General features: G+C 71.6%; 23 protein-coding genes and 1 pseudogene. 6 read left to right on the top strand and 18 right to left on the bottom strand.

Going from position 1 to position 22,080, the window contains the following annotated elements; genetic code table 11:
* Positions 1 to 14: 14 nt before the first annotated feature.
* Positions 15 to 362, top strand: coding sequence for a PASTA domain-containing protein (locus ACZ7MF_RS02080; protein WP_471473983.1), 348 nt, complete (start codon positions 15 to 17; stop codon positions 360 to 362).
* Here ACZ7MF_RS02080 and ACZ7MF_RS02075 read toward each other — a convergent pair.
* The 4 genes from ACZ7MF_RS02075 to ACZ7MF_RS02060 form a co-directional block, all read right to left on the bottom strand.
* A complete protein-coding gene (locus tag ACZ7MF_RS02075; protein WP_471473982.1) occupies positions 349 to 1,044 on the bottom strand; it encodes a demethylmenaquinone methyltransferase in 696 nt (231 codons plus the stop codon). The genes ACZ7MF_RS02080 and ACZ7MF_RS02075 overlap by 14 nt on opposite strands.
* 99 nt (positions 1,045 to 1,143) lie before the next feature.
* Positions 1,144 to 2,244, bottom strand: coding sequence for an acyltransferase family protein (locus ACZ7MF_RS02070; RefSeq protein WP_471473981.1), 1,101 nt, complete (start codon positions 2,242 to 2,244; stop codon positions 1,144 to 1,146).
* Positions 2,244 to 4,520 carry a bifunctional polysaccharide deacetylase/glycosyltransferase family 2 protein gene (locus ACZ7MF_RS02065; protein ID WP_471473979.1) on the bottom strand — a complete coding sequence of 759 codons (2,277 nt, stop codon included), beginning with the start codon at positions 4,518 to 4,520 and terminating at the stop codon, positions 2,244 to 2,246. Before ACZ7MF_RS02065 ends, ACZ7MF_RS02070 begins: the two co-directional genes overlap by 1 nt.
* Positions 4,521 to 4,537: 17 nt before the next feature.
* Complete coding sequence (locus ACZ7MF_RS02060; protein ID WP_471473977.1) at positions 4,538 to 4,966, bottom strand: hypothetical protein; 429 nt, start codon at positions 4,964 to 4,966, stop codon at positions 4,538 to 4,540.
* A gap of 184 nt (positions 4,967 to 5,150) precedes the next feature.
* On the opposite strand from ACZ7MF_RS02060, the gene ACZ7MF_RS02055 reads away from it, so the two are divergent.
* A complete protein-coding gene (locus ACZ7MF_RS02055; protein ID WP_471473976.1) occupies positions 5,151 to 6,164 on the top strand; it encodes a chitinase in 1,014 nt (337 codons plus the stop codon).
* Between the two features lie 36 nt (positions 6,165 to 6,200).
* Here ACZ7MF_RS02055 and ACZ7MF_RS02050 read toward each other — a convergent pair whose 3' ends face one another.
* The 4 genes from ACZ7MF_RS02050 to ACZ7MF_RS02035 form a co-directional block, all read right to left on the bottom strand.
* A complete protein-coding gene (locus ACZ7MF_RS02050; protein WP_471473975.1) occupies positions 6,201 to 6,800 on the bottom strand; it encodes an imidazolonepropionase-like domain-containing protein in 600 nt (199 codons plus the stop codon).
* 7 nt (positions 6,801 to 6,807) lie between these two features.
* The gene (gene mqnC / locus ACZ7MF_RS02045; RefSeq protein ID WP_471473973.1) at positions 6,808 to 8,007 is read right to left on the bottom strand and encodes a cyclic dehypoxanthinyl futalosine synthase; all 1,200 of its coding nucleotides are present in this window, start codon (positions 8,005 to 8,007) and stop codon (positions 6,808 to 6,810) included.
* Positions 8,008 to 8,085: 78 nt separating this feature from the next.
* Positions 8,086 to 8,889 (bottom strand): prepilin peptidase, encoded by an 804-nt coding sequence (locus tag ACZ7MF_RS02040; RefSeq protein ID WP_471473972.1) that lies wholly within the window; start codon positions 8,887 to 8,889, stop codon positions 8,086 to 8,088.
* On the bottom strand, positions 8,886 to 11,909 hold the full coding sequence (locus ACZ7MF_RS02035; RefSeq protein ID WP_471473971.1) for a BTAD domain-containing putative transcriptional regulator: 3,024 nt from the start codon (positions 11,907 to 11,909) through the stop codon (positions 8,886 to 8,888). Before ACZ7MF_RS02035 ends, ACZ7MF_RS02040 begins: the two co-directional genes overlap by 4 nt.
* Positions 11,910 to 12,192: 283 nt before the next feature.
* Here ACZ7MF_RS02035 and ACZ7MF_RS02030 point away from each other — a divergent pair, with 283 nt between their 5' ends.
* Entirely contained in the window at positions 12,193 to 12,846 is a 654-nt protein-coding gene (locus ACZ7MF_RS02030; RefSeq protein WP_471473969.1) for a hypothetical protein, read from the top strand.
* Positions 12,843 to 13,928, top strand: a complete 1,086-nt coding sequence (locus ACZ7MF_RS02025; protein WP_471473968.1) for a hypothetical protein — start codon at positions 12,843 to 12,845, stop codon at positions 13,926 to 13,928. Before ACZ7MF_RS02030 ends, ACZ7MF_RS02025 begins: the two co-directional genes overlap by 4 nt.
* Here ACZ7MF_RS02025 and ACZ7MF_RS02020 read toward each other — a convergent pair.
* Positions 13,918 to 14,454 (bottom strand): annotated as a pseudogene (locus ACZ7MF_RS02020) (hypothetical protein); the annotation flags it as partial. The gene ACZ7MF_RS02025 and the pseudogene ACZ7MF_RS02020 overlap by 11 nt on opposite strands.
* A gap of 169 nt (positions 14,455 to 14,623) precedes the next feature.
* Here ACZ7MF_RS02020 and ACZ7MF_RS02015 point away from each other — a divergent pair.
* Complete coding sequence (locus tag ACZ7MF_RS02015; RefSeq protein WP_471473967.1) at positions 14,624 to 14,965, top strand: hypothetical protein; 342 nt, start codon at positions 14,624 to 14,626, stop codon at positions 14,963 to 14,965.
* Between the two features lie 24 nt (positions 14,966 to 14,989).
* Positions 14,990 to 15,163, top strand: coding sequence for a hypothetical protein (locus ACZ7MF_RS02010; RefSeq protein WP_471473966.1), 174 nt, complete (start codon positions 14,990 to 14,992; stop codon positions 15,161 to 15,163).
* Positions 15,164 to 15,213: 50 nt separating this feature from the next.
* Here ACZ7MF_RS02010 and ACZ7MF_RS02005 read toward each other — a convergent pair whose 3' ends face one another.
* From ACZ7MF_RS02005 to ACZ7MF_RS01965, 9 genes are all read right to left on the bottom strand, one after another.
* On the bottom strand, positions 15,214 to 15,675 hold the full coding sequence (locus ACZ7MF_RS02005) for a TadE/TadG family type IV pilus assembly protein (protein ID WP_471473964.1): 462 nt from the start codon (positions 15,673 to 15,675) through the stop codon (positions 15,214 to 15,216).
* Positions 15,672 to 16,154: a TadE/TadG family type IV pilus assembly protein gene (locus ACZ7MF_RS02000; protein WP_471473963.1), complete on the bottom strand. Its 483-nt coding sequence runs from the start codon at positions 16,152 to 16,154 to the stop codon at positions 15,672 to 15,674. Before ACZ7MF_RS02000 ends, ACZ7MF_RS02005 begins: the two co-directional genes overlap by 4 nt.
* Entirely contained in the window at positions 16,155 to 16,640 is a 486-nt protein-coding gene (locus ACZ7MF_RS01995; protein ID WP_471473962.1) for a TadE family protein, read from the bottom strand.
* Positions 16,641 to 16,717: 77 nt separating this feature from the next.
* Positions 16,718 to 16,978 (bottom strand): hypothetical protein, encoded by a 261-nt coding sequence (locus ACZ7MF_RS01990; RefSeq protein ID WP_016326983.1) that lies wholly within the window; start codon positions 16,976 to 16,978, stop codon positions 16,718 to 16,720.
* Positions 16,979 to 17,067: 89 nt separating this feature from the next.
* Positions 17,068 to 17,988 (bottom strand): type II secretion system F family protein, encoded by a 921-nt coding sequence (locus tag ACZ7MF_RS01985; protein ID WP_356855414.1) that lies wholly within the window; start codon positions 17,986 to 17,988, stop codon positions 17,068 to 17,070.
* Positions 17,985 to 18,977 carry a type II secretion system F family protein gene (locus tag ACZ7MF_RS01980; protein WP_471475170.1) on the bottom strand — a complete coding sequence of 331 codons (993 nt, stop codon included), beginning with the start codon at positions 18,975 to 18,977 and terminating at the stop codon, positions 17,985 to 17,987. The genes ACZ7MF_RS01985 and ACZ7MF_RS01980 overlap by 4 nt, the downstream gene beginning before the upstream one ends.
* A 50-nt stretch (positions 18,978 to 19,027) precedes the next feature.
* The gene (locus tag ACZ7MF_RS01975; protein ID WP_471473960.1) at positions 19,028 to 20,335 is read right to left on the bottom strand and encodes a CpaF family protein; all 1,308 of its coding nucleotides are present in this window, start codon (positions 20,333 to 20,335) and stop codon (positions 19,028 to 19,030) included.
* Positions 20,332 to 21,237: a hypothetical protein gene (locus tag ACZ7MF_RS01970; protein ID WP_471473959.1), complete on the bottom strand. Its 906-nt coding sequence runs from the start codon at positions 21,235 to 21,237 to the stop codon at positions 20,332 to 20,334. Before ACZ7MF_RS01970 ends, ACZ7MF_RS01975 begins: the two co-directional genes overlap by 4 nt.
* A gap of 18 nt (positions 21,238 to 21,255) precedes the next feature.
* Positions 21,256 to 21,975 (bottom strand): hypothetical protein, encoded by a 720-nt coding sequence (locus tag ACZ7MF_RS01965; protein ID WP_356855420.1) that lies wholly within the window; start codon positions 21,973 to 21,975, stop codon positions 21,256 to 21,258.
* Between the last annotated feature and the right edge of the window lie 105 nt (positions 21,976 to 22,080).

The following is a 22,080-nucleotide window of genomic DNA, read 5'->3' as shown; positions in this document are numbered from 1 at the left end:
TGGGGGTGACGTCCGTGCGCCTGGTATCCGAGAAACCCGATGTCCTCGTACCGCGCCTGGTCGGACTGATGGCCGTGGACGCGTACGAGACCGCGCACGGACAGGGCCTGTCCCTGTACGCGCCGGACCGGCCCGATCTCCGGGCCGCCGTTGTCGACCACGTCGTACGCCAGTATCCGCGGCCCGGGGCGCAGGTGCTCCGGGAGTCGACGGTGTACGTGTGGTTCGACTTCGGGGAGGGTGAGGGCGGCGGGGGCGTCCGCGAGCCGCGTGTGCCGCCTCCTCCGCCGGGCGGGCTCCGCCGGGAGCTGGCGGAGCCGGGGGGACCGCCCTCCTACTGCGCCGCCGTCAGCCCGCCTTGAACCCGCGGTGCAGCGTCACCACGCCGCCCGTCAGGTTGCGCCACGCGACCCTGGACCAGCCGGCCTTGCCCAGCCGCCCGGCGAGCGCCGCCTGGTCGGGCCAGGCCCGGATGGACTCGGCGAGGTAGACGTACGCGTCGGGGTTGGACGACACCGCGCGGGCCACCGGCGGCAGGGCGCGCATCAGGTACTCGGTGTAGACGGTGCGGAACGGCGCCCAGGTCGGGTGCGAGAACTCGCAGATGACGACCCGGCCGCCGGGCCGCGTCACCCGGTACATCTCGCGCAGCGCGGCGTCCGTGTCCTGGACGTTGCGCAGCCCGAAGGAGATGGTGACGGCGTCGAAGACGTCGTCCTTGAACGGCAGGCGCGTCGCGTCGCCCGCGGTGAACGGCAGCCAGGAGTGCCGTTCCTTGCCGACCTGGAGCATGCCCTGGGAGAAGTCGCAGGGGACGACGTAGGCGCCGGTGCGGGCGAAGGGGAGGGACGAGGTCGCCGTGCCGGCCGCCAGGTCCAGGACCTTCTGTGCCGGGCGGGCGTCGACGGCTCTGGCGACCGCCTTGCGCCACGCCCGGTCCTGGCCGAGCGAGAGCACGGCGTTGGTCAGGTCGTACCGTTCCGCGACGTGGTCGAACATCGAGGCGACTTCGTGCGGCTGCTTGTTCAGGGAAGCGCGGGTCACGGGCCCATTGTTGCAGCCCCGCCCCGCGCCCCGGAGCCGCAGCCCCCGGCTCACGGCACACGGCACACGGCACACGGCACACGGCACACGGCACACAGCTCACGGCAGCAGGCGCGGCCTCTTCCGCGCGGCGACGTCCTCCACCCACCCGAACAGCAGCACGAACCCCGCGATCAGGATCCAGCCCACCCCGAGCAGGAACCACTGGCTCTCCAGCGGCAGGTACGCCTCGAAGGCGGGCACGTCCCAGAACCGGTCGATCAGCGGCACGGCCAGGACGAGAGCCAGCTCGTGCCAGAGGTAGATGGTCACCGCGCGGGCGTTGAACACCGTGACCAGCCGGTCCAGCCGCCGCAGCCGGACCGGTCCCGGGAGGGTGCCCCCGAGCCGCGCCTTGCAGTACATCAGCAGCGTCACGAACCCGGCCGACCAGAAGGCCTGCGCGAGCGGGATGTCGTCGAGGTCGTAGGTGCCGTACTCGCCCCGGTGCGCGAAGGCGTACCAGGCGCCGCAGGCGAGGGCCGCGAGCGACAGGACGACGACCGCGGCCGGCTTCAGCCGTCCCAGCACGCCGTCGCGGTGCGCGAAGCCGAGGAGCCAGCAGAAGAGGTACGTGGCGAGGTCGAGCAGCCCGGTGCCGAAGCGGTTCTCCGGCGGCCGCCAGAGAAACTGGAACGCCACGACCGGCGCGAGGGACAGCAGCAGCACCGGCACGGGCGCGAGCCGGAAGACCCGCAGCAGCAGCGGAGAGAGCAGGACGAACCACAGATACGTCCTGAGGTACCAGAGGATCTCCCAGGCCTGCTCGCCCCACGCGCTGCCCGGCGGGTCGCCGAGCAGCACGACCCAGTAGACGATCTGCCACCCCGGCATCCAGCCGCGCGTCAGCATCGCGCCCACCACGAACAGGCCCCAGCACCAGAACGGCGGCAGCAGGCGGCGCAGCCGGCTCCTCAGCACCGCCGCCGCGGGCCGCTGGAGCGAGCGCGCCATCAGGGTGCCGGCCAGCCCGAACATGACACCCATGGAAGGAAAGACCAGCCCTGCCCAGGGCCAGCCGAAGGCGTGGTACGCGACGACCCGGACGAGGGCGAGGGCGCGCAGGACGTCGAAGTACCGGTCCCGGCCCGGCGCCGGGGCACCCCCTTCGGCGCGCACGGCCCGCACCGTACGTCCGGCGCCTTTGCTGTGCGCCCCCATCAGCCGGTCCCCGAAGTCCCCGCCGGCGTCCCGACCTCGCCGGTCCGTTTCAGTTTCTGCCAGCGCAGCCGCCCGCCGGTCAGGGCGGTGACGCAGGAGTGGATGAGGACGAGGTACATCATCTGCCGGTACGCCAGCTGCTGGAGCGGCATCATCAGCAGGTACCGGTACTTCTCCCGGTCGAGCCGGAAGGCGTACGCCGCGCACACCAGCTGCACGCCCAGCACCGCGAGCCACGCGAGGAGCGCCGCGCGGAAGTCGACGAACAGCATCGAGTAGAGGGTGAACACGTCGATGAGCGGGGCGAAGACCGGCGTGACCACCTGGAAGAGCACCACCAGCGGCATCCCGACCCGCCCGAAGCGGCCCGAGGGCCCCTTGTCCGTCAGCGACCGGCGGTGCTTCCACAGCGCCTGCATCGTGCCGTACGACCAGCGGTAGCGCTGCGACCAGAGCTGGCCGAGCGACCCCGGCGCCTCCGTCCAGGCGCGGGCGTGCTCCTCGTAGACCACCCGCCATCCCGCGCGGTGCAGGGCGATGGTGATGTCGGTGTCCTCGGCGAGGGTGTCGTCGCTCATGCCGCCGACCTGGAGGACCGCCTCGCGCCGGAACGCGCCGATCGCGCCCGGGATGGTCGGCATGCAGCGCAGCAGGTCGTACATGCGCCGGTCGAGGTTGAAGCCCATCACGTACTCGATGTGCTGCCAGGCGCCGATGAGGGTGCGCCGGTTGCCGACCTTGGCGTTGCCCGCGACCGCGCCGACACCGGGGTCGGCGAAGGGCTGCACCAGGTGCCGTACGGTGTCGGGCTCGAAGACGGTGTCGCCGTCCATCATCACGACGATGTCGTACCGGGCGTGCCGGACACCGTTGTTGAGGGCGGCGGGCTTGCCCGCGTTGGCCTGCCGCACGACCCGGACGCCCGGCAGCCCCAGGGACTCGGCGATCTCGGCCGTGCCGTCCGTCGACCCGTCGTCCACGACGATGATCTCGACGGGGTGCGTGCTGCGCGCGAGGGACCGCAACGTCGCCTCGATGCACTCCTTCTCGTTGTACGCCGGGACGATCACGCTCACCGGCCCGGTGACGGGCGGGCCCCAGCCGAACCGGCGTCTGTTGCGCTGCCGGTAGTGACGGCGGGCGAGGAGCAGCATCATCGCGAACCGGCCCATGACGGCCACGCCCACAACCACCAGCCCGACCGACAGCGCGGGGACCGTCCACTCGGCCACGGCGACGGCCGCGATCAGCGCCCTGCCCTCGTAGAGCGTGGCGCCGGTGGCCTTGTGATGGGCGGCCTGAAGACCGCCTCCGGCCTGCTGTGGCTGCTGTGACTGTGACTGCTGTGACTGCTGTGACTGCTGTCGCTGCTGTCGCTGCTGCTCGGCCATGACACCGCTGACGGTGGTGAAGGTGTAGCCCTTCGCCTTCATCTTCTCGATGTACTTCGGCAGCGCCTCGATCGTCTGCGACCGCTCGCCCCCTGCGTCGTGGAAGAGGACGGAGGCCCCCTCGTCGTCCTCCGGCGTGGCCCAATCGACGATCTTCGAGACGCCGGGCCGTTTCCAGTCGTCGCTGTCGGTGTCGATGAAGACGCTGGTGTAGCCGTCCTCACCGAGGCTCTCGTAGACGGGCCAGCTGTAGTTGTCGATGGCGTCCGTCTGGGAGGAGTACGGCGCCCGGAACAGCGTGGTGGTGATGCCGGCCGCACCCGCCAGGGCGAGCTGGGTCTGCTCGATCTCGCGGGTGACGCGGGCCTGGCTCTGGTAGGAGAGGTCGACGTGGGTGAAGGTGTGGACGCCCACCTCGTTGCCCTGCTCGACCATGTCCCGCACGATCCCCGGGTGGCGCGCGACCATCGAGCCGACCAGGAAGAACGTGCCGGGCACGTCGTACTTCTCCAGGATCTCCAGCACCTGCGGCGTCCAGGTGGGGTCGGGGCCGTCGTCGAAGGTCAGCACGATCGTCTTGTCCGGGACGGAGACGGTGGTGGCCTGTCCGCCGGGGAAGGACAGGATCGGCCCGCCGTCGAGCACGTCTTCGGGGACGTCGCTCGCCGAGGCCCCGGTGCGTACGCGCTGGTCGCCGCCGACCTCCGCGCGCAGATAGCCGTCGAGGAGCATCACGCAGGTCAGCGCGAGCAGGAGGAGCAGGGCGAGGAGGACGCGCGGGCGTTGCAGCGCGGCGGCCCGGCCGGCGGCCCGTTCCATCCGGGAGGGGGCACGGCGGCGGCCCCGCACGGGCGGGGTGGGGGGAGGCGTGGTGGGCGTGGTCATGAGGTGGGGGCGTCCGGTCAGTCGGTGAGGGCGGAGGTGGATGCGGTGCTGGGAGCGGTACCGGGAGCGGTACTGAGCACCGCGCTGGGGGAAACGGAGGGCGCGGGGCTCGGCGGGACACCCGTGGGAGCGACGCCGCCCTGAGGACGCGTGCCGCCACCGGGGCCCGGCCCGCCCTCCGGCCCACCGCCGCCACCTCCACCTCCACCGCCGAAGGGCAGCAGCGAGGACGGGTTGACCGAGATGCCGACGCCCATGAAGGCCAGGCCGAGGACGGCCGTGTAACCGACGCACACGGCCCCGATCAGGAGCCCGAGCCGGCGCAGCAGCCGGGCCCGTCGTCCGGTGCTGTCGACGAACACGGGCCCCTCGGCGGACCCTTTGCCGCGTTTACGACGGCGACCGCGCGGGGCGGCGCGGGAGGCGGAGGCAGGCTCGGAGTGCATGCCCCCGGACGTTAGGGAGCCTTTCCTGTCGCCAACTGGCAATTTCTTGAGAGATCCCGGTGAAAAGCGACCCGTCCTGTCCGTTTCCTGAGAGATGGCGTCGAAGCGTTCCGTTTCCTCAGCGAAGCCCCAGGAACGCGTGCCACCTTCACTTGTCCGACGACGAGAACGGGAGAGTGCGCTCATGAGGGCTCACCGGAACGCGGCAGCCGGGTGCGCCCTGTTGTTCGCCCTGACCACCGCGGGCTGCACGGGACAGGACGGCGGAACCGGCACCACCGACGCGGCCCCTGCCGCACCGTCCGCCCCCTCCACCACAACCACCGCCTACGCCCCCTACGTCAGCGCCACCACCGCCTCCGCCACCGACACGGCGGGCTCCCCGGCGACGTACAACCTGGCGTTCGTCATCTCGCCCTCGGACGGCGACTGCACCCCCCGCTGGAACGGCGTCCAGGACATCGACGACACCTCCGTCGCCTCCCGCGTCGCGGAGCTCAAGTCGTCCGGCGCCACCGTCCGCGTCTCCTTCGGCGGCGCCTCCGGCACGGAGCTGGCGGCGGCCTGCGACAGCGCCTCGGCACTGGCGGCGGCGTACGGCACCGCCCTGGACGCGGCCGGTTCGACGCGGGCGGACTTCGACATCGAGGGCGACGCGCTGACCGACGCCGGCTCCGTCGCCCTGCGCTCGGAGGCGATCGCGCTGCTCCAGGAGCAACGGGACGGCCTGGAGGTCTCCTTCACCCTCCCGGTGATGCCCTCGGGCCTGGACACCGACGGCCTCGCGCTGCTGGCGTCGGCCAACGACCACGGCGTACAGGTCTCCGCGGTCAACCTCATGACCATGAACTACGGCGAGTCGTACACCGACGACATGGGTGACTACGCCCTCACCTCGGCGAAGGCCGCCCACACCCAGCTGAGGAAGGTCTTCGGCACGTCCGACGCGGACGCCTGGCGGGGCATGGCGCTCACCTCGATGCTCGGCGTCAACGACGTCGCCGGGGAGACCTTCACGCTCGCGGACGCCGCCGAAGTCCGTGCCTTCGCCGAGGAGAAGGGCATCGCCTGGGTGTCGATGTGGGCGGCGTTCCGGGACAAGCAGTGCGCCGAGGACGCGCCGGCCACCGACGCGCTCACCACGTGCAGCGGCGTGGCACAGGAGGACGGGGCGTTCGGGACGGCGTTCGGCGCGTAGACCTGTCGGACGGGACGAGCCCCGCGGACCGCGCGCTCAGCGCCCCCGGTACACCAGACGGCCGCCCACGACGGTGGCCACGCACGTGGACGCGCCGTCCCGCACGAGCGCGGCCCGGTCGGGTACGTCGAACACCGCGAACCGGGCGGGCTTCCCGGGAGCGAGCCCGGGGAGCAGCACCAGCGGCACCGGCGAGAAGGACGCGGGCCCGGGCAGGGAGGCCGGACGCCCCGCCAGGGCGAGCCCCGCTCCGCGCACCGCATCCAGGGCCGCACGGCCCCGCAGCTCTCCGGCGACGGCGACGGTGCCGTGCGCCAGCATGCGTTGTACCCCTCGGCGCGCACTGGCGCCCCGCGCGGACGGGTCCGCGCCGAGGAGGGCGAGCCCGCGCTGCCCGAAGATCGGCTCGGTGCCCAGCCGGTCCGCTTCGCGCGGATCGGGGTGGTACGCCTGCTCCAGCAGTTCCGGGCCGTACGGGTTGAGCAGCCCGGGCGTCAGGATGCCGGGCCACCGGCGCACCCGCGCCCGCGGGTGATCGGCGGCCAGAGCCTCGTACGGGCCGACGGCCGCGATGTGCGCGCCGTCGACCACGACGGCCGTCCCGGGCGAGGCTTCGCAGGCGTGGATCGTCAGCACGGCGGCCTCAGTTGGGGGCGAGCAGCTTCAGCTCGGGGTGGGCCGTGCCGCCCTCGATCGCCGTGGAGGAGATGTGGGAGACGACGCGCTCGTCGACGGGGTCGTTCGCCGGGTCGTCGTGCACGACGAGGTGCTCGTACGTCGTCGCCCGCTGCGCCGGGACCCGCCCCGCCTTGCGGATCAGGTCGATGATCTCCAGCCGGTTGGACCGGTGCCTGGCGCCCGCGGAGGAGACGACGTTCTCCTCGAGCATGATCGAGCCGAGGTCGTCCGCGCCGTAATGCAGGGAGAGCTGGCCGACCTCCTTGCCGGTGGTCAGCCAGGAGCCCTGGATGTGGGCGACGTTGTCGAGGAACACGCGGGCGATGGCGATCATCCGCAGGTACTCGAAGAGCGTGGCCTGCGTACGGCCCTTCAGGTGGTTGTTCTCGGGCTGGTAGGTGTACGGGATGAAGGCGCGGAAGCCGCCGGTGCGGTCCTGCACGTCCCGGATCATCCGCAGGTGCTCGATGCGCTCGGCGTTGGTCTCGCCGGTGCCCATCAGCATGGTGGACGTCGACTCGACGCCCAGCCCGTGCGCGATCTCCATGATCTCCAGCCAGCGCTCGCCGGACTCCTTCAGCGGTGCGATGGCCTTGCGCGGCCGCTCGGGCAGCAGCTCCGCACCGGCCCCGGCGAAGGAGTCGAGCCCGGCGGCGTGGATGCGGGTGACGGCCTCCTCGACCGAGACACCCGAGATCCGCGCCATGTGCTCGACCTCGCTCGCCCCCAGGCTGTGGATGACGAGCTGGGGGAACTCCTTCTTGATGGCGGCGAAGTGCTTCTCGTAGTACTCGACGCCGTAGTCCGGGTGGTGGCCGCCCTGGAACATGATCTGCGTGCCGCCCAGCTCGACCGTCTCCGCGCAGCGGCGCAGGATGTCGTCGAGGTCGCGGGTCCAGCCCTTCTTGGTGTCCTTGGGGGCCGCGTAGAAGGCGCAGAACTTGCACGCCGTGACGCACACGTTCGTGTAGTTGATGTTCCGCTCGATGATGTACGTGGCGATGTGCTCCGTACCGGCGTACCGGCGCCTGCGTACGGCGTCGGCGGCGGCGCCCAGCGCGTGCAGCGGGGCGTCGCGATAGAGGTCGAGCGCCTCTTCGGGGGTGATCCGCCCACCGGCGGCGGCGCGGTCGAGGATGGGCTGAAGGTCGGCCTTCTCGGTCACCGGCGTCCCTTTCGCAAGGTTCGTAAGGGTTGTGGACGGACGCGACCAGCGTACGCCAGGCGTTTCGCCCGCTCGTGGTCAGGCCGCGTACGCCCCGGCCAGGACGCCGAGGAAGGCGCCCGCGATGAGGAAGGGCCCGAAGGGGATGGCCGTCTTGCGGTGCGCGCGCCGGGCGACGAGGAGGGCGCCGCCGTACAACGCCCCGAGCAGGAACCCGGCGAAGGTGCCCAGCATCAGGGTGGGCCAGCCGTACCAGCCGAGGACGGCGCCGGCCGTGAGGGCGAGCTTGACGTCGCCGAAGCCCATGCCGGCCGGGTTGATGAGGAACAGCACGAGGTAGCCGGCGCCGAGGGCGAGGGCGCCCAGCAGGGCGGTCGTCCACTCCCCCGCGTGCTCGGGCAGGAGCGCGATGAGCCCGAGCAGGACGAGCGCGGCGCCGGCGAGCGGCAGAGTGAGCGGGTCGGGCAGCCGCCGTACCTTCAGGTCGACGACGGCCAGCAGCACGCCGGCCGGGGCGAGCAGCAGCCAGACGGCCACCTCCGGCCGGGTCCCGGTGGCGGCGGCGAGGGCGGCGCAGACCAGGGCGGTGGCGACGGCGAGGGACGCGGTACGGGGTCCGTAGGACGCCTGACCGGCCGGGCACTGCCCGCACCGGGCCCGGCCGAGCCAGCCCTTGACGGGATGCCCCTGCGGGCACCGCTCGCGCCACGCCTCCCCGGACGGGGCGGCGAACCGGTAGGCCGCGCGGGGCAGCAACGCGCCCGTCGCCGCGCCCCACAGCGCGGCGACGAGGACGATGACGAGGCCGATGTCGATCGGGGAGTCGAGGGCGATGTCGATGGCGGTGTCGACGGCGGAGTCGACGGCGGTGTCGATGCTCATCCGGCGGCGGAGACGCCCTCGCGCCAGGTCGGCAGCAGCTCGTCGAGCAGTGCCTCGGTGCGCGGCGGCACCCCGCGGGCCCCACTGCGGGTGACGAGGTCGGCGGCGAGGGCGCGCAGCCGGCCGGGATCCCCGGTGGTGTGCGTGGCGCGCAGCAGCTCGTGCCACAGGCGTTCGTCGGCGGGGGCGGTGCGCAGCGCCGCGTTCAGCGCCTCGATGGCCTTCTCCGCGCGGTCCTTCTCCAGGTGGAACTCGGAGAGCGCCAGGCCGGTGTCGGCGACGAGCAGCGGGAGCTGGGCGTCGACGATCTCGTGGGTGAGCCAGCGGTAGCGGCCCTCGGGCCGGTCGGCGAGCAGCGGCCCGCGCACCAGCACCAGCGCGTCGGTGAGCAGCCGCCCGCGCACCTGTCGGCTGCCTGCGCCCCGGCCCTGCGTGGCCTCGTAGTAGAGGGAGCGCAGGACGTCGAGGTCGGAGACGACGGACTTGGCGAGGGTGAGCCGGCCGGTGGTGTCGGTGCCGAGCCGGGGGGTGCCGTCGGGGTCGGAGCCGAGCCAGGCCCGCAGCCGCTCCAGCAGCGCGTCGCGCACGTCCGCCGTCACGCCGCGCGGCCACAGCGCGGAGGACAGCACCCGCGGGTGGACCCCCTCGCGGTGCAGCAGAAGCAGCGCCAGCGCCTCGTGCAGAAGGGCGCTGCGCTCACCGTCGGGCGCGTCCAGGCCGATGATCTCGTACGACCCGACGAGGCGGGCGTACACCGCGGGCCGCCCCTGCTCGCTGATGTCGACGAGGAACGGCGGGGCGTTGGCCGGCCGGCCGGACCCGCCCACGGAGCCGGGGCCGGAGCCGGGGTCGGAGCCGGGGTCGGCGTCGGTGAACAGCTCGACGACGGCACGCCGCTGGGCGGCCGGCAGCATCTGGGCGTCCAGTTCGAGCCCGAGCAGCGGCGCGAGCAGGCGGCCCTCGCCGGTGATCTCCATCTCCCAGGCGGCGCCGGGCAGGTCGGTGCCCTCGGTGCCGACGAGGTAGCCGATGCCGAGCCGACCGGCGTCGGCGGCGAGTTCGGCCAGTCGCATCGCGTCGTCGTCGGAAGGCTGGGCGGCCAGCAGGACGAGGTGCGGGGCCCAGCGCGTGTGCTGGGCGGGCCCGGTACGGCCGGTGAGCACCGAGTCGTGCCCGGCGGTGCCGAGCGCGCCGCGCCGCTGCCGGGTCTCGGCGGACATGGTCTCGAAGAGGTCCTCGAACCCGTCGAGATGGCGGATCCGGTTGGGTGCGAGGGGCGTGAGATCGTCCCCGAACCCGACCAGGGTGATGGTCATACGGTCCGACCAGCCGTTGGTGGCCAGTTCGGCGGCGACCGACGCGAACACGGCGGCCCGGTCGGCCTCGGTACCGCCGAGCGACACGATGCCGGGCACGGCCTCCAGGTTGAGCAGCAGCCGGGAGTCGTCCATGGTGCCGAGACTGACGAGCCCGGGGTACGGCGCGGCCGTCTCGGCCTCCTCGTACCCCTCGGCGTCGGCGCGGGCCAGCATCCAGAAGGTCTGGTCCTGCCCCTGCCGCCAGGGCGCGGGCGGCTTCCCGGCGGGCTGGGCGAGCTGGAGGTGCAGGTCGCCGTTGCCGCTCATCCAGGCCGCGTAGACCACGGGCAGCGGGCGGGACTCGGCGGTGAGGGAGGCGGCCAGCCCGCGCAGCGACCGGTCGAGCAGGCGTACGCCCTCGGGGTCGGCGCCGACGAGCAGCGCGTCCTGGACGTCCTGGGCGTCGCCGGTCGGCGTGGGCGGCTCCATGCCGCGCCGTCCGCCGACCGCGCCGAGCGCCGACTGCCACATCGCCTGCCGGCGCCGCCGCCCGAGGGCGCCGAGGAGACCGGCGGCGAGCAGGGGCGCGGCAAGCAGCGCCTCGGGCAGCCCGAAGGAGTCCCCGGCCTGTCCGGCGGCGGGGGTGGCGTGCTCCTGCCCGGTGCCGGGGACGGGAGTGGCCGGCGTGACGGGGTTCGCGGGGTTGGCGGGCGTGGGCGCGGGCCGCTGCTCGGGCAGGGAGACCTGGACGTCACCGCCGCCGCTTCCCTGGGCGTGGTCCCCGGTCTGGGCGTAGTCGCTGATCTGCTGCTGCACCTGCTCGGAGACGTTCGGCGCCTCGTCGGGCATCTCGACCAGTTCGCCGCCGCGGGCGTCGCCGGGCATCTCCATGATCCAGCCGGGCCGGATGAGCGAGGCCTCCGACAGCCGGGACCCGTCGGGCTGCACCCGGTCCTTGTTGAGCTCGAAGATCTCCTTGTACCGCCGCCCGTCACCGAGGTGCCGTTCGGCCACCTCCCAGAGGGAGTCGTGGTGACGCCCTTCGGGCGGCTGGATCCGGTAGTACTTCGTGTCGCCGTGGGCCGCGGAGGCGCCGCCGTCGGCACGGGCGGCGGCCTGGCCCGCCTGTCCCGCCTGCTCGGCGAGGGCGCCCGCGGTGGCGGCCGCCTGCTCCTGCTGCTGGGCGAAGATCCCCGGCGTCTGCTGGGCGGCGGCGACGGACGGCTTCTGGTTCCCCTCCAGGCTCTGCCCCAGCTGCGACAGCCCCGGCGTGAGGCTCGCCGCGGTGGCGCCGACGAGGAGCAGAGCGGCGACCAGCTGCCGGGCGAGCAACTGACTGGGCCCCGACCCCGGCACCCGCCCCGGTACCCCGACGCCGGACAGCGCGGCCTTGACCTCGACGAGCACACAGGCGGTGAACTGCGCCCAGGCGAGCCAGACGATGACGGTCAGGATGTGCAGGAAGGTGGTGACGGTGATCTCACGCTGCAGCCAGTCGAGGCTCGGCGCACCCCCTGGGAACGGCCATCCCGCGGTCACGGCCAGCGCGAACGGCACCCCGACGACCAGCCCCGCCAGCACGACAAGCGCGAGGAACGCCTTGACGAAGTCCCCGAACGTCCGCCGCCGCACCCGCACGGGCTGGGGCGTGCGGTTTCTCGGAGCCGAGGGTGCCGATGGTGCCGTCGAGCTTGACGAGCTGGTGGTGCGGCGTCGCGGCATGGGCGGAGTCCTGGGTCGTGGTCGTGGGCGGCGAAGGCCGCGGGGGCGTCCGGTAGGAGGGGTGTGCTGAGCCTACCGAGATCTTATGGACTCCCACCGGCGGCGGCGAAGGGGCGAGGGAGGCCCACATCACAACGTCCGCCCCCTTCACGCCGTTTGCCCCCTTCTGCGGGCACCCTCTTCACACTCCGCACACAATCACCGAAAACCGGTCAGAGGCCATGCACGCCTCGCTGGTAGCTTCGTTCCCTGTCGCACACGCCGTATCCCGGGGGGAACACCAGTGGCCCGCAGCGCCTTCACCATGACCGCCGCCACCTTCGCCGCGACGGCGGCCCTGCTCCTGACCGCCTGCGGCGGGGAGGATTCCTCGCCGGACGACATCAAGGGGGCGGAGACGGGGGCGAGCAGCCCCTCGGCTTCGAAGTCGGCCCCGGGGGCGGGCGACCAACCGGACCTGAGCCTGCCGACCGACCTGAAGGTCGAGTTCGACGACGCCCAGCCCTCCGACGACCGCCACGCGTCGGCCCTGGACAACGCGGAGAACTACATCCTGGCCCTGAACCACGGCATCACCGCCCAGGATCCGGCGGACCCGGCCTACGAGTTCTACTCACTCGGCAATGCCACCAAATACGCCAGAGGTCAGATCCAGGCCTGGGTGGACGACGAGTGGACCGCCACCGGCACGGACAGCTACTACAAATCGCGGACCGCTGATGTCAGCGACTCTGGCGGCGTGCTCGTCACGATGTGCCGGGACCAGAGCAGGTTCTTTGGCAAGAACGTCAAGACCAACAAGGTCAAGCACACCGAGCCCAGCCTCAACGACTACCAGGAGTTCCGCCTCCTGATGAAGCCTCCGCAGGCTTCTCAGAAGATCTGGAAGGTCCTGCAGATCGAAGTACAGGGGCGCGTGAAGGAGTGCCGGCGATGATGGCGGGGCCCCTGGCTCTGCGTTGGGCGTCCGCCCTTGCTCTCGCGGGCGTCCTGTGGTCCGCCGGCACGGCGCACGCCGCGGGGCCGGAGGACAACACGACAGTGCCGCCCGCCGACGAGCCGAGCGGTAACACCACCGGTAACGGAACGCTGTCGGCCTCGGTGTCCCACATCAAGGTCACCTATCTGAGCGGCGGCGACGGGAAAGGCAAGCAGGGCAACCTCGGCACGGTCGATCCCAACTGGAAGCCACCCGCCTGCTGGTACGAGCCTGCCTTCACTCCCGCGCAGCTCAAGAAGTTCGTGGAGACGGATGGTGGCGGCGACGTCGGCATCCACGAGTCCTGGTGGGGTGAGGAGCTGTGGACCGACCACTACCGGGACGAGAAGCCGGCCGACAACTTCGACCTGGACTCGCCCACCAACAGCTCTGCCGACGGATACAAGGACTACAACCTCGGCAAGAACGGCTACTTCTGGCGCGGAGTCGCCCCCGACGGCTCGGACCCCGACTCCTGGGACTGTGGCCGCATCATGTTCTGGGTCGACGCGGGCCAGCTCCCGAACGACCCGAACACCCCCACCCCGAAGATGCTCGCCGAATACGCCTACAACAAGGTCAAGGTCCCCGAGACTGAGGTAGAGCTGAAGCCGGAGGCGCGTTCCACCGTCAATCTGCCGACTTGGGTCTGGTTGGACAAGGGCACCTTCAAGGAGGTCAAGGTCCGCGCCGAGCTGCCCAACACGGGGCTGTGGGCGGAGACGACCGCGAAGCCGGTCGCCCTCCACCTTGAGCCCGGCACCGCCGACGCCGAGACCTTCCCCGCCTCCGGCGACTGCGAGATCAACGCCGACGGCTCCATCGGTACGCCGTACACGAAGGGCAAGGCCGACCAGACGCCGCCCTGCGGCATCCGCTACCTGCGCGCGTCGAACGGCGAGCCGTACCAGCTGAAGGCCTCGATCACCTGGGAGATCTCCTGGGAGGGCACCGGCGGCGCCCAGGGCGACCTGCCGGACGGCACCTTCGAGACGACCCAGGACATGGAAGTCCAGGAGATCCAGTCCATCAACCGCTGAACAGATCCTCGGCCCGCTCGGCGGTCACCGCACGGTGGGCCCAGACTTCGAGCTGATCCAGGTCCGAACAGGCAAGCACCCGCTCCCGCACGGCCTCGGACACCGGGATGGCCCGCCACTCCAGGATCCGGAGGGTCATCCCGGCCCGGTCCTCGAGCCGGCCCTCTTCCCGGCCCTCTTCCCGCCCCTCCACGCGGCCTTCCTCACGGACCTTCTCGGCCACCGGGTTGTTGAAGAAGTAGCGGATCTCCGACATCAGGTCCCTCCAGATCTCCTTGGCCCGGGAATCGGCCAGGCACGACTCGATGAGCTGTCCGAACACCGCGGCGCTGTCGCCGTCGACGGTCCGCAGGGCGAAAGCCAGTGGCTCCAGTATGGCGGCGGCTTTGGCGCCCCGCCCGTGCGTCATGGCCGACAGAACGGCAAGCGGGACGTCTCTCTCGGCCTCCCGCTCACTCGCGATCACCGGCACGTTGTCCGGGCCGATCACCAACGGTCGCACCGTCAGCGAATCCCAACCGGGCAACGCCCCTTCGTCCGTCTCCACCCGCATCAGCATGTCCACACGACTTGCCCGGGTTCGCTGAGGCCCGTGGCGCAGGGCGACAGCCGTACTCTTCGTATGGTGCTGAGGCAGACGTACATCTCCGTCCCCACGTTCTGTTCCGTCTGAACCGCAGAGAGGACTTCGGGCCATGGGCAAGAGCGACCTCGCGATCCCGTTGAGCGACTTGGAGGACTACGGTCGCCAGCTGCGGTCGCTCAAGACGCGGCTGAATCATACGAAGAAGCTCTTCGAGTCCTACAAGGACGACATCGGTGCCAGCGGTGTCAACGACGCGCTCGGCGACTTCGAGTCCAACTGGGAGGACGGCCGCGAGGACATCACCCAGCAGCTCGACGCCCTCGCCGGCATGTCGGACGCCGTGGTCCGCGAGTTCAAGAAGCTCGACGACGATCTCACCAAGAAGGTCAACGACGCCGTGAAGACGGAGGACAAGCGGAAAGGAGGCAAAGGTGGCGGTGGGAACAAGTAGCGCCGTCGGAAGCCGGTCCTGGCGATGGCCTTCTCCCTGCGACTGACCCTCGTGCGGGGTGTCTCCTCCTCCGCGTTCCTGTTCCGGGGAGAGGTCGACGACGAGTCGCGTTGCATCTCCTGCTGGACCGAGAAGCGGGTTCGGTCCGTCCGGCCGACGAGGACGGCCGCCCCGTCGGGGCGCAAGTACTTCGGCTGACGACCGGCTGGGACACGAGTGTGCAGGCGCCTGCCGGGGCCGGCGTCCGCTCACCCCACCTCGTTCTCCGCCACCGCCTGGCCGTGGACCACCACGTCGCCGCCGTAGAACATGCCGGTGAAGACCGGGGAGTACGTGAGCTGGACCTCGACCTGCACCTGGGCCGCGTCGGCCGTGACGCAGTGGGTCGCGGCGATGTCCGCGCCGGTCATGTCCATCTCGGCGGCGAAGGCCTTGACGCGGGCGTTGCAGTTCTCGTAGTTGATGGGGGCGGGGCCGCCCACGTCGTCGTAGAGGGCCTCGCGGTCGATGTCCTGGGCGGCGTAGCGGGCGGCCTGTTCGGCGATGTCCGCGGCGCGTTCCCGCTTGGAGATGGACATGCCGCCGTCGATGACGAAGGCCGAAAGGGAGAGGAAGACCAGGGCGAAGATGATGACCGCGCCGGCGCCCGAGCCGCGGTCGTCCAGCCGGGTGCGCCGGTCCGCGAGCCAGTCGCGTACCTGGGTTCTCACGCCGTCCTCCGGTAGGGGTCCAGCGGGGAGCTGAAGGTCGCCGACAAGGTCGTGGGGATGTTCAGGCCGATCGAGTCCAGGCCACGCACCTCGCAGCTCACCTCGACCGTGAAGAGGGTGTCCGGTTCGAACCCCGCGCTCTTCTGGACGACCGAGACCGGGCCGGAGCACACGTCCGCGAGGTTGGCCTCGGCGGCCTTCTTCGCCTCCGCCATCGCCGTACCGTGGTCCTTCTGGATCGAGCCCGCACGGGCCGCGTCCCTGGCGGCGCCGTCGAGTGCGCCGCGGCCGTCGACGAGTTGACCGAAGGCCACCAGGACGAGGATGAAGAGGATCATCACGGGGGCCAGGATGACCACCTCGATGGTGGACAGGCCCCGGTCGTCCCCGTTCTTGTTCCCGTTCCCGTTCTTGTTCCCGTTCCCATTCCCGTTCTTGTTGCCGTGCGGCCGACTGCCCCTGAGGCGGAAGGGGTTCATCTAGTTGCCCCCCTCCTGCACGAAGCGCTCGACCGGGCCCATCGACTGTGCGTGCACCGTCAGGTCCAGGCCCGGGAAGACCGTGGGGATGCGTGCCGTGATCTCCACTCCGACCGTGTTCTGCTCCGGCTGGACCATCTTCACGTCGGGAGACAGGACCAGTTGCGGGCCGAGTTGGCGGATGTAGCTGTCGACCACGTCCTGTGCCTCACCCCGCCACGCGCCGGGCTGGGCGTCGGCCGTCGCGCGGGCCTTGCGCGCGCCCGCCTGGGCCGCGGCCTGCGCCACGTGGTCGGCGAAGAAGTAGAGGCCGAACTGGACCGTCGCGAAGATCATGAAGAACAGGACCGGAGTGAGCAGCACGAACTCGATCGCGGTCATGCCGGAGTCGTCGCCGCGGGTGGTCGCGGCCTCCCGCGCGGCATCCACCCGGCGGCGCACCCGTCTGTGTACGCCCCTGAGTACGCCGCGCACAGCGCCCGGCATCCTCGTCCCCGTCCGTCCCGTCACGTCGTCCCCGTCAGCGCCTATAGCCGTAGAGCCGCACAGCCGCGTACGGCCGGTCAGCAGGTCTTGCCCGCGTCCGCGCCCTTGATGCAGTCGCCGACCTTGTTGGCACCGTCGCTGAGGGCGGCGTTGATGATGGCGGCCACCACGCCGACGATCGCGACGACGACCGCGGAGATGATGACCCACTCGACCGCGGAGGCGCCGCGGTCGAGCTCGCCGGAGCGGGCGCGCTCCACACGGGCCCGCAGGAAGGTGATCAGGAAGTCGACGGGCACGATGCCCGTGGTGCCGGTGCGGAGGTTCCGTCCGTTCATGGTGGGTTCTGTCCTCTCGTGTCAGTTCTGGGAGCGAAGCGGCTCGGAGTTGCTGGATCGGGGCTGCGGCGGGCGCGCCGGAGACTGCGTCACACCTGGAACACCCGCATCGCCGCCGGATAGATCAGGAACACCAGGAACCCGGCGCACAGCAGGAGCTGGGCCACGAGCATCGACTGGGACTTCTCGCCCGCGCTGCCCTCGATCTCCGACAGTTCGCGGTGCCGCATGGTCTCGGCGCGGGAGGCGAGGGACTCGCGGACCTTGGCGCCGTCGTCCGCCACCAGGGCGAGGGAGGCGGAGAGGTCCTTGAGTTCCTCGACGCCCAGGTCCTCGCCGAGCTGCCCCAGCGCCTGCCACTGGCTGATGCCCGTGATGCGCGCGTCGGCCAGCGCGTTGCGGATGCGGTGGGTCGCCCAGCCGTCCGAGACCTCCGCCGCCGCCATCAGCGCCTCCGGCAGGCCGCGGCCGCCGGCCAGGCTCATGGAGACCAGGTCCAGGTACGCCCCGATCACACGCCGCAGGTCACGGCGTTTGTCGGCGGCGTCCCGGCGTACCTCCAGGTCGGGGAGGAAGAAGAAGAGCGCCGCGCAGAGCAGGGCCAGCCAGACCGGGATGATCGGGCTGTCCCCGAAGCCCAGCTGCCAGACGATCGCGAAGAGGAAGGGGCCGAAGAACAGGCCGCCCACCGCCAGCAGCGCCTTCGTCGCCAGGAACTTCTCCCAGCTGCGGTCCAGCACCGCCAGGTCCGCGCGCAGCGAGCGCTGCTCCCAGCCCTGCTGGAGGTACAGCTCGGCGACCCGGGCGCCGACCTGGGCCCGCAGCGAACCGAGACGGCTGGTGTCCTTCGCCGCACGGGACGACTCGTACGCCGCTCCACGCGCCCGCAGCGCGTCGATGCGGGCGACCTGCTGGATCGGGCTGCGTCTGCTCGGCATCAGAGCACGGACCAGGGCGTAGATGCCCAGGCCGGTGACGGCGCCGACCAGGACCGGCATGGTCAGGTTCATCGTCGTACCCCCTCGTCCCCAGACGCCGGCGACGGCTGGGACGGTTGCGGCAGGCGCTGTACGGGCTGACCGGGGTGACCCGGCTGACCCGGCGTGCGGGGGCGCACGAACTGGACGTCGGCGCCGTCCCGGACCAGGAAGCGCTCCGGCGTCTCGATGGTCGACAGCTTGCGCAGCCACCAGAAACCCAGCGCGAACAGGCCGCACACGCAGACCAGGACCAGTTGGCCGACGGGCGAGCCGTACGGCTCGACGAAGTCCCGGTTGAAGATGGACAGGCCGAGGACGAACAACACCGACACCGCCACCACGATCTGCACCGACCGGCGGGTCGAAGCGCGCTGCGCCATCACGCGCTGGCGCATGTCGACCTCCTCGCGCGCGGACTTGGCGAGCGCGCCCAGGACCTGCCGCAGCCCCGGGCCGCGCAGGCGTGCGTTGAGAATCAGCGCCGCGACGATGATGTCGGCGGACGCGTCGTCGATCTCGTCGGCGAGATGCTGGAGCGCGTCGGGCAGCGGAGTGCGCGAGCGCAGCCGGTCGACCAGGGCGTCCAGGTGGGGACGGAGTACGGGCGCTGCGGCTCGGGCGGAGGCGGGGATGGCCTGCTCCAGGCCGACCGCGCCCGCGATGGTGTCGCGCAGTGACTCGGTCCAGGAGGCGAGGGCCTCCACCCGCTTCATGGCGGCGCGTTCCTCGGCGGCGCCGCCGAAGAGGCGGTCCCAGAAGAAGACCAGGACGCCGGCCGCGATGCCGAGCACCGCCCAGCGGGTCAGGAGCAGGACGACGAGTCCGGCCAGGGCCGCGGCGGAACCGCGCCGGCCCGCCCAGCGGATCAGCTCGTTGACGCGCTCGCTGGCCTGCCGCTTCTCGTGCTCGGGCTTGGCGGGCAGTCCGCGTACGGCGACGAGGAAGAGGGCCAGGCCGCCGCCGACGGCGACACCGCAGCCGAGCGCGTACAGGACCGTGGTGGAGAACAGTCCGCCCATGGAGCCGAGCGAGTCCAGTGCCGCGAGTGTGGTCATCCGCATCTTCCCCGTCACCCCCACGTTCCGTTGGGCCGGTAGCCGTAGGCGATGAGTTCCTCCAGGCAGGCGATGGGGGCGTGCGGTACGACCTGGCCGTCGGGTGTCTCGGCGAACACCTCGCTGGACAGGACCCGGCCGTCGACGCCGTTGACCTCACGGACCGAGGTGACCATGCGCTGGAGACGGCCGCCGCTCTGGAAGTCGTTGCGTCGCTGGACGAAGACGACGAAGTTGACGGCGCCGGCCACCAGCATCTGGCTGGCCTCGATCGGCAGCCGCTCGGTCGCCTGGAGGGCGTACGTGGAGATGCGGTTGAACACCTCGTGCGAGCTGTTGGCGTGGATCGTGGAGAGCGAGCCGTCGTTGCCCTGCGACATCGCGTTCAGCATGGTGACGATCTCGTCGCCGAGCACCTCACCGACGATGACGCGGGAGGGGTTCATGCGGAGCGAACGGCGGACCAGTTCCGCCATGGTGATGGCGCCCTGGCCCTCGGAGTTGGGCAGCCGCTCCTCGAACGCCACGACGTTGGGGTGGAGTTCGACGAAGGTGTCGAGGCCCAGCTCCAGCGCACGTTCCACCGTGATCAGGCGCTCGTGCGGCGGGATCTCGTTGGCGAGGGCGCGCAGCAGCGTCGTCTTTCCGGCGTTGGTGGCGCCCGCGATCATGATGTTCTTGCGGGCCCGGACCGCGCAGGCCAGGAAGTGGCCCAGCTCGGGGGTGAGGGTGCCGTTGCCGACCAGGTCGGAGATGAAGACCTTGCCCAGGCGGGCGCGGCGGATGGAGAGCGCCGGGCGCCGGGCGACGTCCATGACCGCCGACAGTCGCGAACCGTCCGGCAGCCTGAGGTCCAGCTGCGGGTTGGCGGAGTCGAAGGGGCGGGAGGACAGGCCGGAGTAGGCGCCGAGGATCTGGATCAGCTCGATGAGTTCCTCGTCGGTCTCGGCGACGGCCTCGCCGCGCGTCTCGCGCCCGTCGGAGTAGCCGACGAAGACGTGGTCGCAGCCGTTGATGTCGATGTTCTCGACCTCGGGGTCGTCGAGGAGCGGCTGGAGCCGCCCGACGCCGAAGAGCGCGGCGTGCACGGCGGCCGCGTACGCCTCCTCCGTCTCCGCGTCCAGCGGCGTACGCCCGCCGTTGATCTCGGCGCGGGCGTACTCCTCCAGTATCTGCGCGATGACGGCGCGCGCGTAGTGCCGTTCGTCCTCGGTGGACATCGGCGTGACGCCGCTGACCTGGTCCTGGCGGCGCTGCTCGGAGATGCGGTCGCCGGCGTCCTGCCGGAACCGCTTGACCAACGAGTGGTCGACAGCGGTCATCGGCCGGCCCCCGCGTGGCCGGACATGCCGGTGCCTGCGGGACCTGCGGGACCTGCGGGACCTGCGGGACCTGTGGTACCGGGACCGGGACCGGTGGGCATGGACCAGGCGGCACCGAACTGCTGGTACAGGTCCGAGGTGACCTTGCGGGCCGAGCGGATGAGCAGCGACTTCTCCAGCCGCCCGCGCCTGCGCCCGGCCAACTGGTCGGCGCCGGCCGGGTCGTCGGCGATCGTGCCGACCACGCGGGCGCCGGTCTGGGCGTGCACCAGCATGTCGTTGACCTGGCCGGAGAGCTTGGCGGCGTTGTTGGTGTCGGCGACGAGGACGACGCCGACCAACGGCAGGCCGAGGCCGGCGGCGCCGCGCGATCCGCCGTGCAGCTTGTTGGACAGCGCGGTGGCACGGTCCCGGACCCGGGCGATGGCCTCCGGCTCGGTGCGGGAGAGGAGGAGGACGAGGGAGGCGTGCGGGAACAGCTCGGTCGCCGGGGAGTCCCCGCTGATACGGCCGCAGTCGGCGATGACGTCGGCGGGGGCGTTCGGGGAGTCGGCGAGGGAGGCGAAGGCCCGGCCGAGGGTGGGCCACAGGCCCGCGAGCCCGGCGGCCTGCTCGGAGATGCCGAGGCCGACCAGCACCTCCAGGCCGCCGCTGAGCGGCTGTACGTGGTCCCAGAGCTGGTCGGGCACCAGGCCGCGGCGGGCGGTCGCGGCGATCGACAGCATGCCGGTGTTCGGGTTCAGCGGGCCGCCGTGCGCGGCGGCCGACCGGTACACCAGGTCGCCGCCCGCCGGGTCGGTCTCGGCGAGCAGGACACGGCGCGGCCAGACCGCCGCGAGGGCGACGGCCGCGGTGGTGACGCCGGGGGAACCCTTGTCGGCGGCGAGGGCGATGAGGGCCATGGCTTCTTCGGTCGCCTTCTAGTTGCCGGGAATCAGAACGACGGCGACCTCGCCCGCGGACGCGGCCAGCGCCAGCGCCGGGGCGTCGGCGGCGTCGACGGTCAGCGTGACGGGCAGGTTGGTGCTGGTGATGCTGTCGCCCGAGGCGGCGGAGGCGTCCTCGACCACCGCGCGCTCGACCAGCAGCGAGCTGTCGGCACCGGCCGACCCGGAGGCGCCTTCCTGGTCCCCGCCGCCGGTGGACTTGTTGCCGACGCGGTAGACGGCGACGTTGTCGCCCGCTTCCAGGCCCTTCGGGTACTGGCCCTCCTTGAGGGCGACACCGACCGTGGCCTTGCCCTGCTCCATGCCGGACTTCTTGGCGAACATCTGGCCCACGACGACGGTGCCGTCGTAGATCGTGGACTTGGCCTGGAGCTTCATCAGGCCCTCACGCTGGTCCCAGGGCACGAAGTCGGCGCCGGAGTCGTCGTTCACCATGACGACCTTGATGTTGTCGTCGGTGATGGACTCACCGGGCTTGATGTCCGCCGTCACCTGGATCGCCTCGACCCGGTCACCGACCTGCAGCACCAGCATCGTCGCGCCGAGGGCGCCCAGCAGGATCAGCAGCACCGCCAGCGCGGCCAGCGCCGGTTTGCGCTCGCGAGGAGGGCTGGGAAGCCGGTCGCCGACCGACGGCTGAGCCGGAGCCGCGGAACGTCCCGCGCCCGCCCCCGTACGCTCCTGGATCTTCACGCAACCGCTCCCCGTACAACCAAGAAAATTGCCTGCCACGTACTCACTCGGGCGTCGAACGCCCAAGTACACAGAATCGTCTGCAATTTCGGACACTTCACCCGT

Source organism: Streptomyces sp. NPDC111628, from assembly GCF_055635195.1.
This window is presented reverse-complemented; position numbering and strand designations above follow the sequence as displayed.

What these genes read in the sequence shown, in the direction of transcription:
- ACZ7MF_RS02070 (WP_471473981.1), bottom strand. Translation starts at nt 2,244, where the DNA reads ATGGGGGCGCACAGCAAAGGCGCCGGACGTACGGTGCGGGCCGTGCGC.
- ACZ7MF_RS02065 (WP_471473979.1), bottom strand. Translation starts at nt 4,520, where the DNA reads ATGACCACGCCCACCACGCCTCCCCCCACCCCGCCCGTGCGGGGCCGC.
- ACZ7MF_RS02060 (WP_471473977.1), bottom strand. Translation starts at nt 4,966, where the DNA reads ATGCACTCCGAGCCTGCCTCCGCCTCCCGCGCCGCCCCGCGCGGTCGC.
- ACZ7MF_RS02055 (WP_471473976.1), top strand. Translation starts at nt 5,151, where the DNA reads ATGAGGGCTCACCGGAACGCGGCAGCCGGGTGCGCCCTGTTGTTCGCC.
- ACZ7MF_RS02040 (WP_471473972.1), bottom strand. Translation starts at nt 8,889, where the DNA reads ATGAGCATCGACACCGCCGTCGACTCCGCCGTCGACACCGCCATCGAC.
- ACZ7MF_RS02035 (WP_471473971.1), bottom strand. Translation starts at nt 11,909, where the DNA reads ATGCCGCGACGCCGCACCACCAGCTCGTCAAGCTCGACGGCACCATCG.
- ACZ7MF_RS02025 (WP_471473968.1), top strand. Translation starts at nt 12,843, where the DNA reads ATGATGGCGGGGCCCCTGGCTCTGCGTTGGGCGTCCGCCCTTGCTCTC.
- ACZ7MF_RS02015 (WP_471473967.1), top strand. Translation starts at nt 14,624, where the DNA reads ATGGGCAAGAGCGACCTCGCGATCCCGTTGAGCGACTTGGAGGACTAC.
- ACZ7MF_RS02010 (WP_471473966.1), top strand. Translation starts at nt 14,990, where the DNA reads ATGGCCTTCTCCCTGCGACTGACCCTCGTGCGGGGTGTCTCCTCCTCC.
- ACZ7MF_RS02000 (WP_471473963.1), bottom strand. Translation starts at nt 16,154, where the DNA reads ATGAACCCCTTCCGCCTCAGGGGCAGTCGGCCGCACGGCAACAAGAAC.
- ACZ7MF_RS01995 (WP_471473962.1), bottom strand. Translation starts at nt 16,640, where the DNA reads ATGCCGGGCGCTGTGCGCGGCGTACTCAGGGGCGTACACAGACGGGTG.
- ACZ7MF_RS01990 (WP_016326983.1), bottom strand. Translation starts at nt 16,978, where the DNA reads ATGAACGGACGGAACCTCCGCACCGGCACCACGGGCATCGTGCCCGTC.
- ACZ7MF_RS01985 (WP_356855414.1), bottom strand. Translation starts at nt 17,988, where the DNA reads ATGAACCTGACCATGCCGGTCCTGGTCGGCGCCGTCACCGGCCTGGGC.
- ACZ7MF_RS01980 (WP_471475170.1), bottom strand. Translation starts at nt 18,977, where the DNA reads ATGGGCGGACTGTTCTCCACCACGGTCCTGTACGCGCTCGGCTGCGGT.
- ACZ7MF_RS01975 (WP_471473960.1), bottom strand. Translation starts at nt 20,335, where the DNA reads ATGACCGCTGTCGACCACTCGTTGGTCAAGCGGTTCCGGCAGGACGCC.
- ACZ7MF_RS01970 (WP_471473959.1), bottom strand. Translation starts at nt 21,237, where the DNA reads ATGGCCCTCATCGCCCTCGCCGCCGACAAGGGTTCCCCCGGCGTCACC.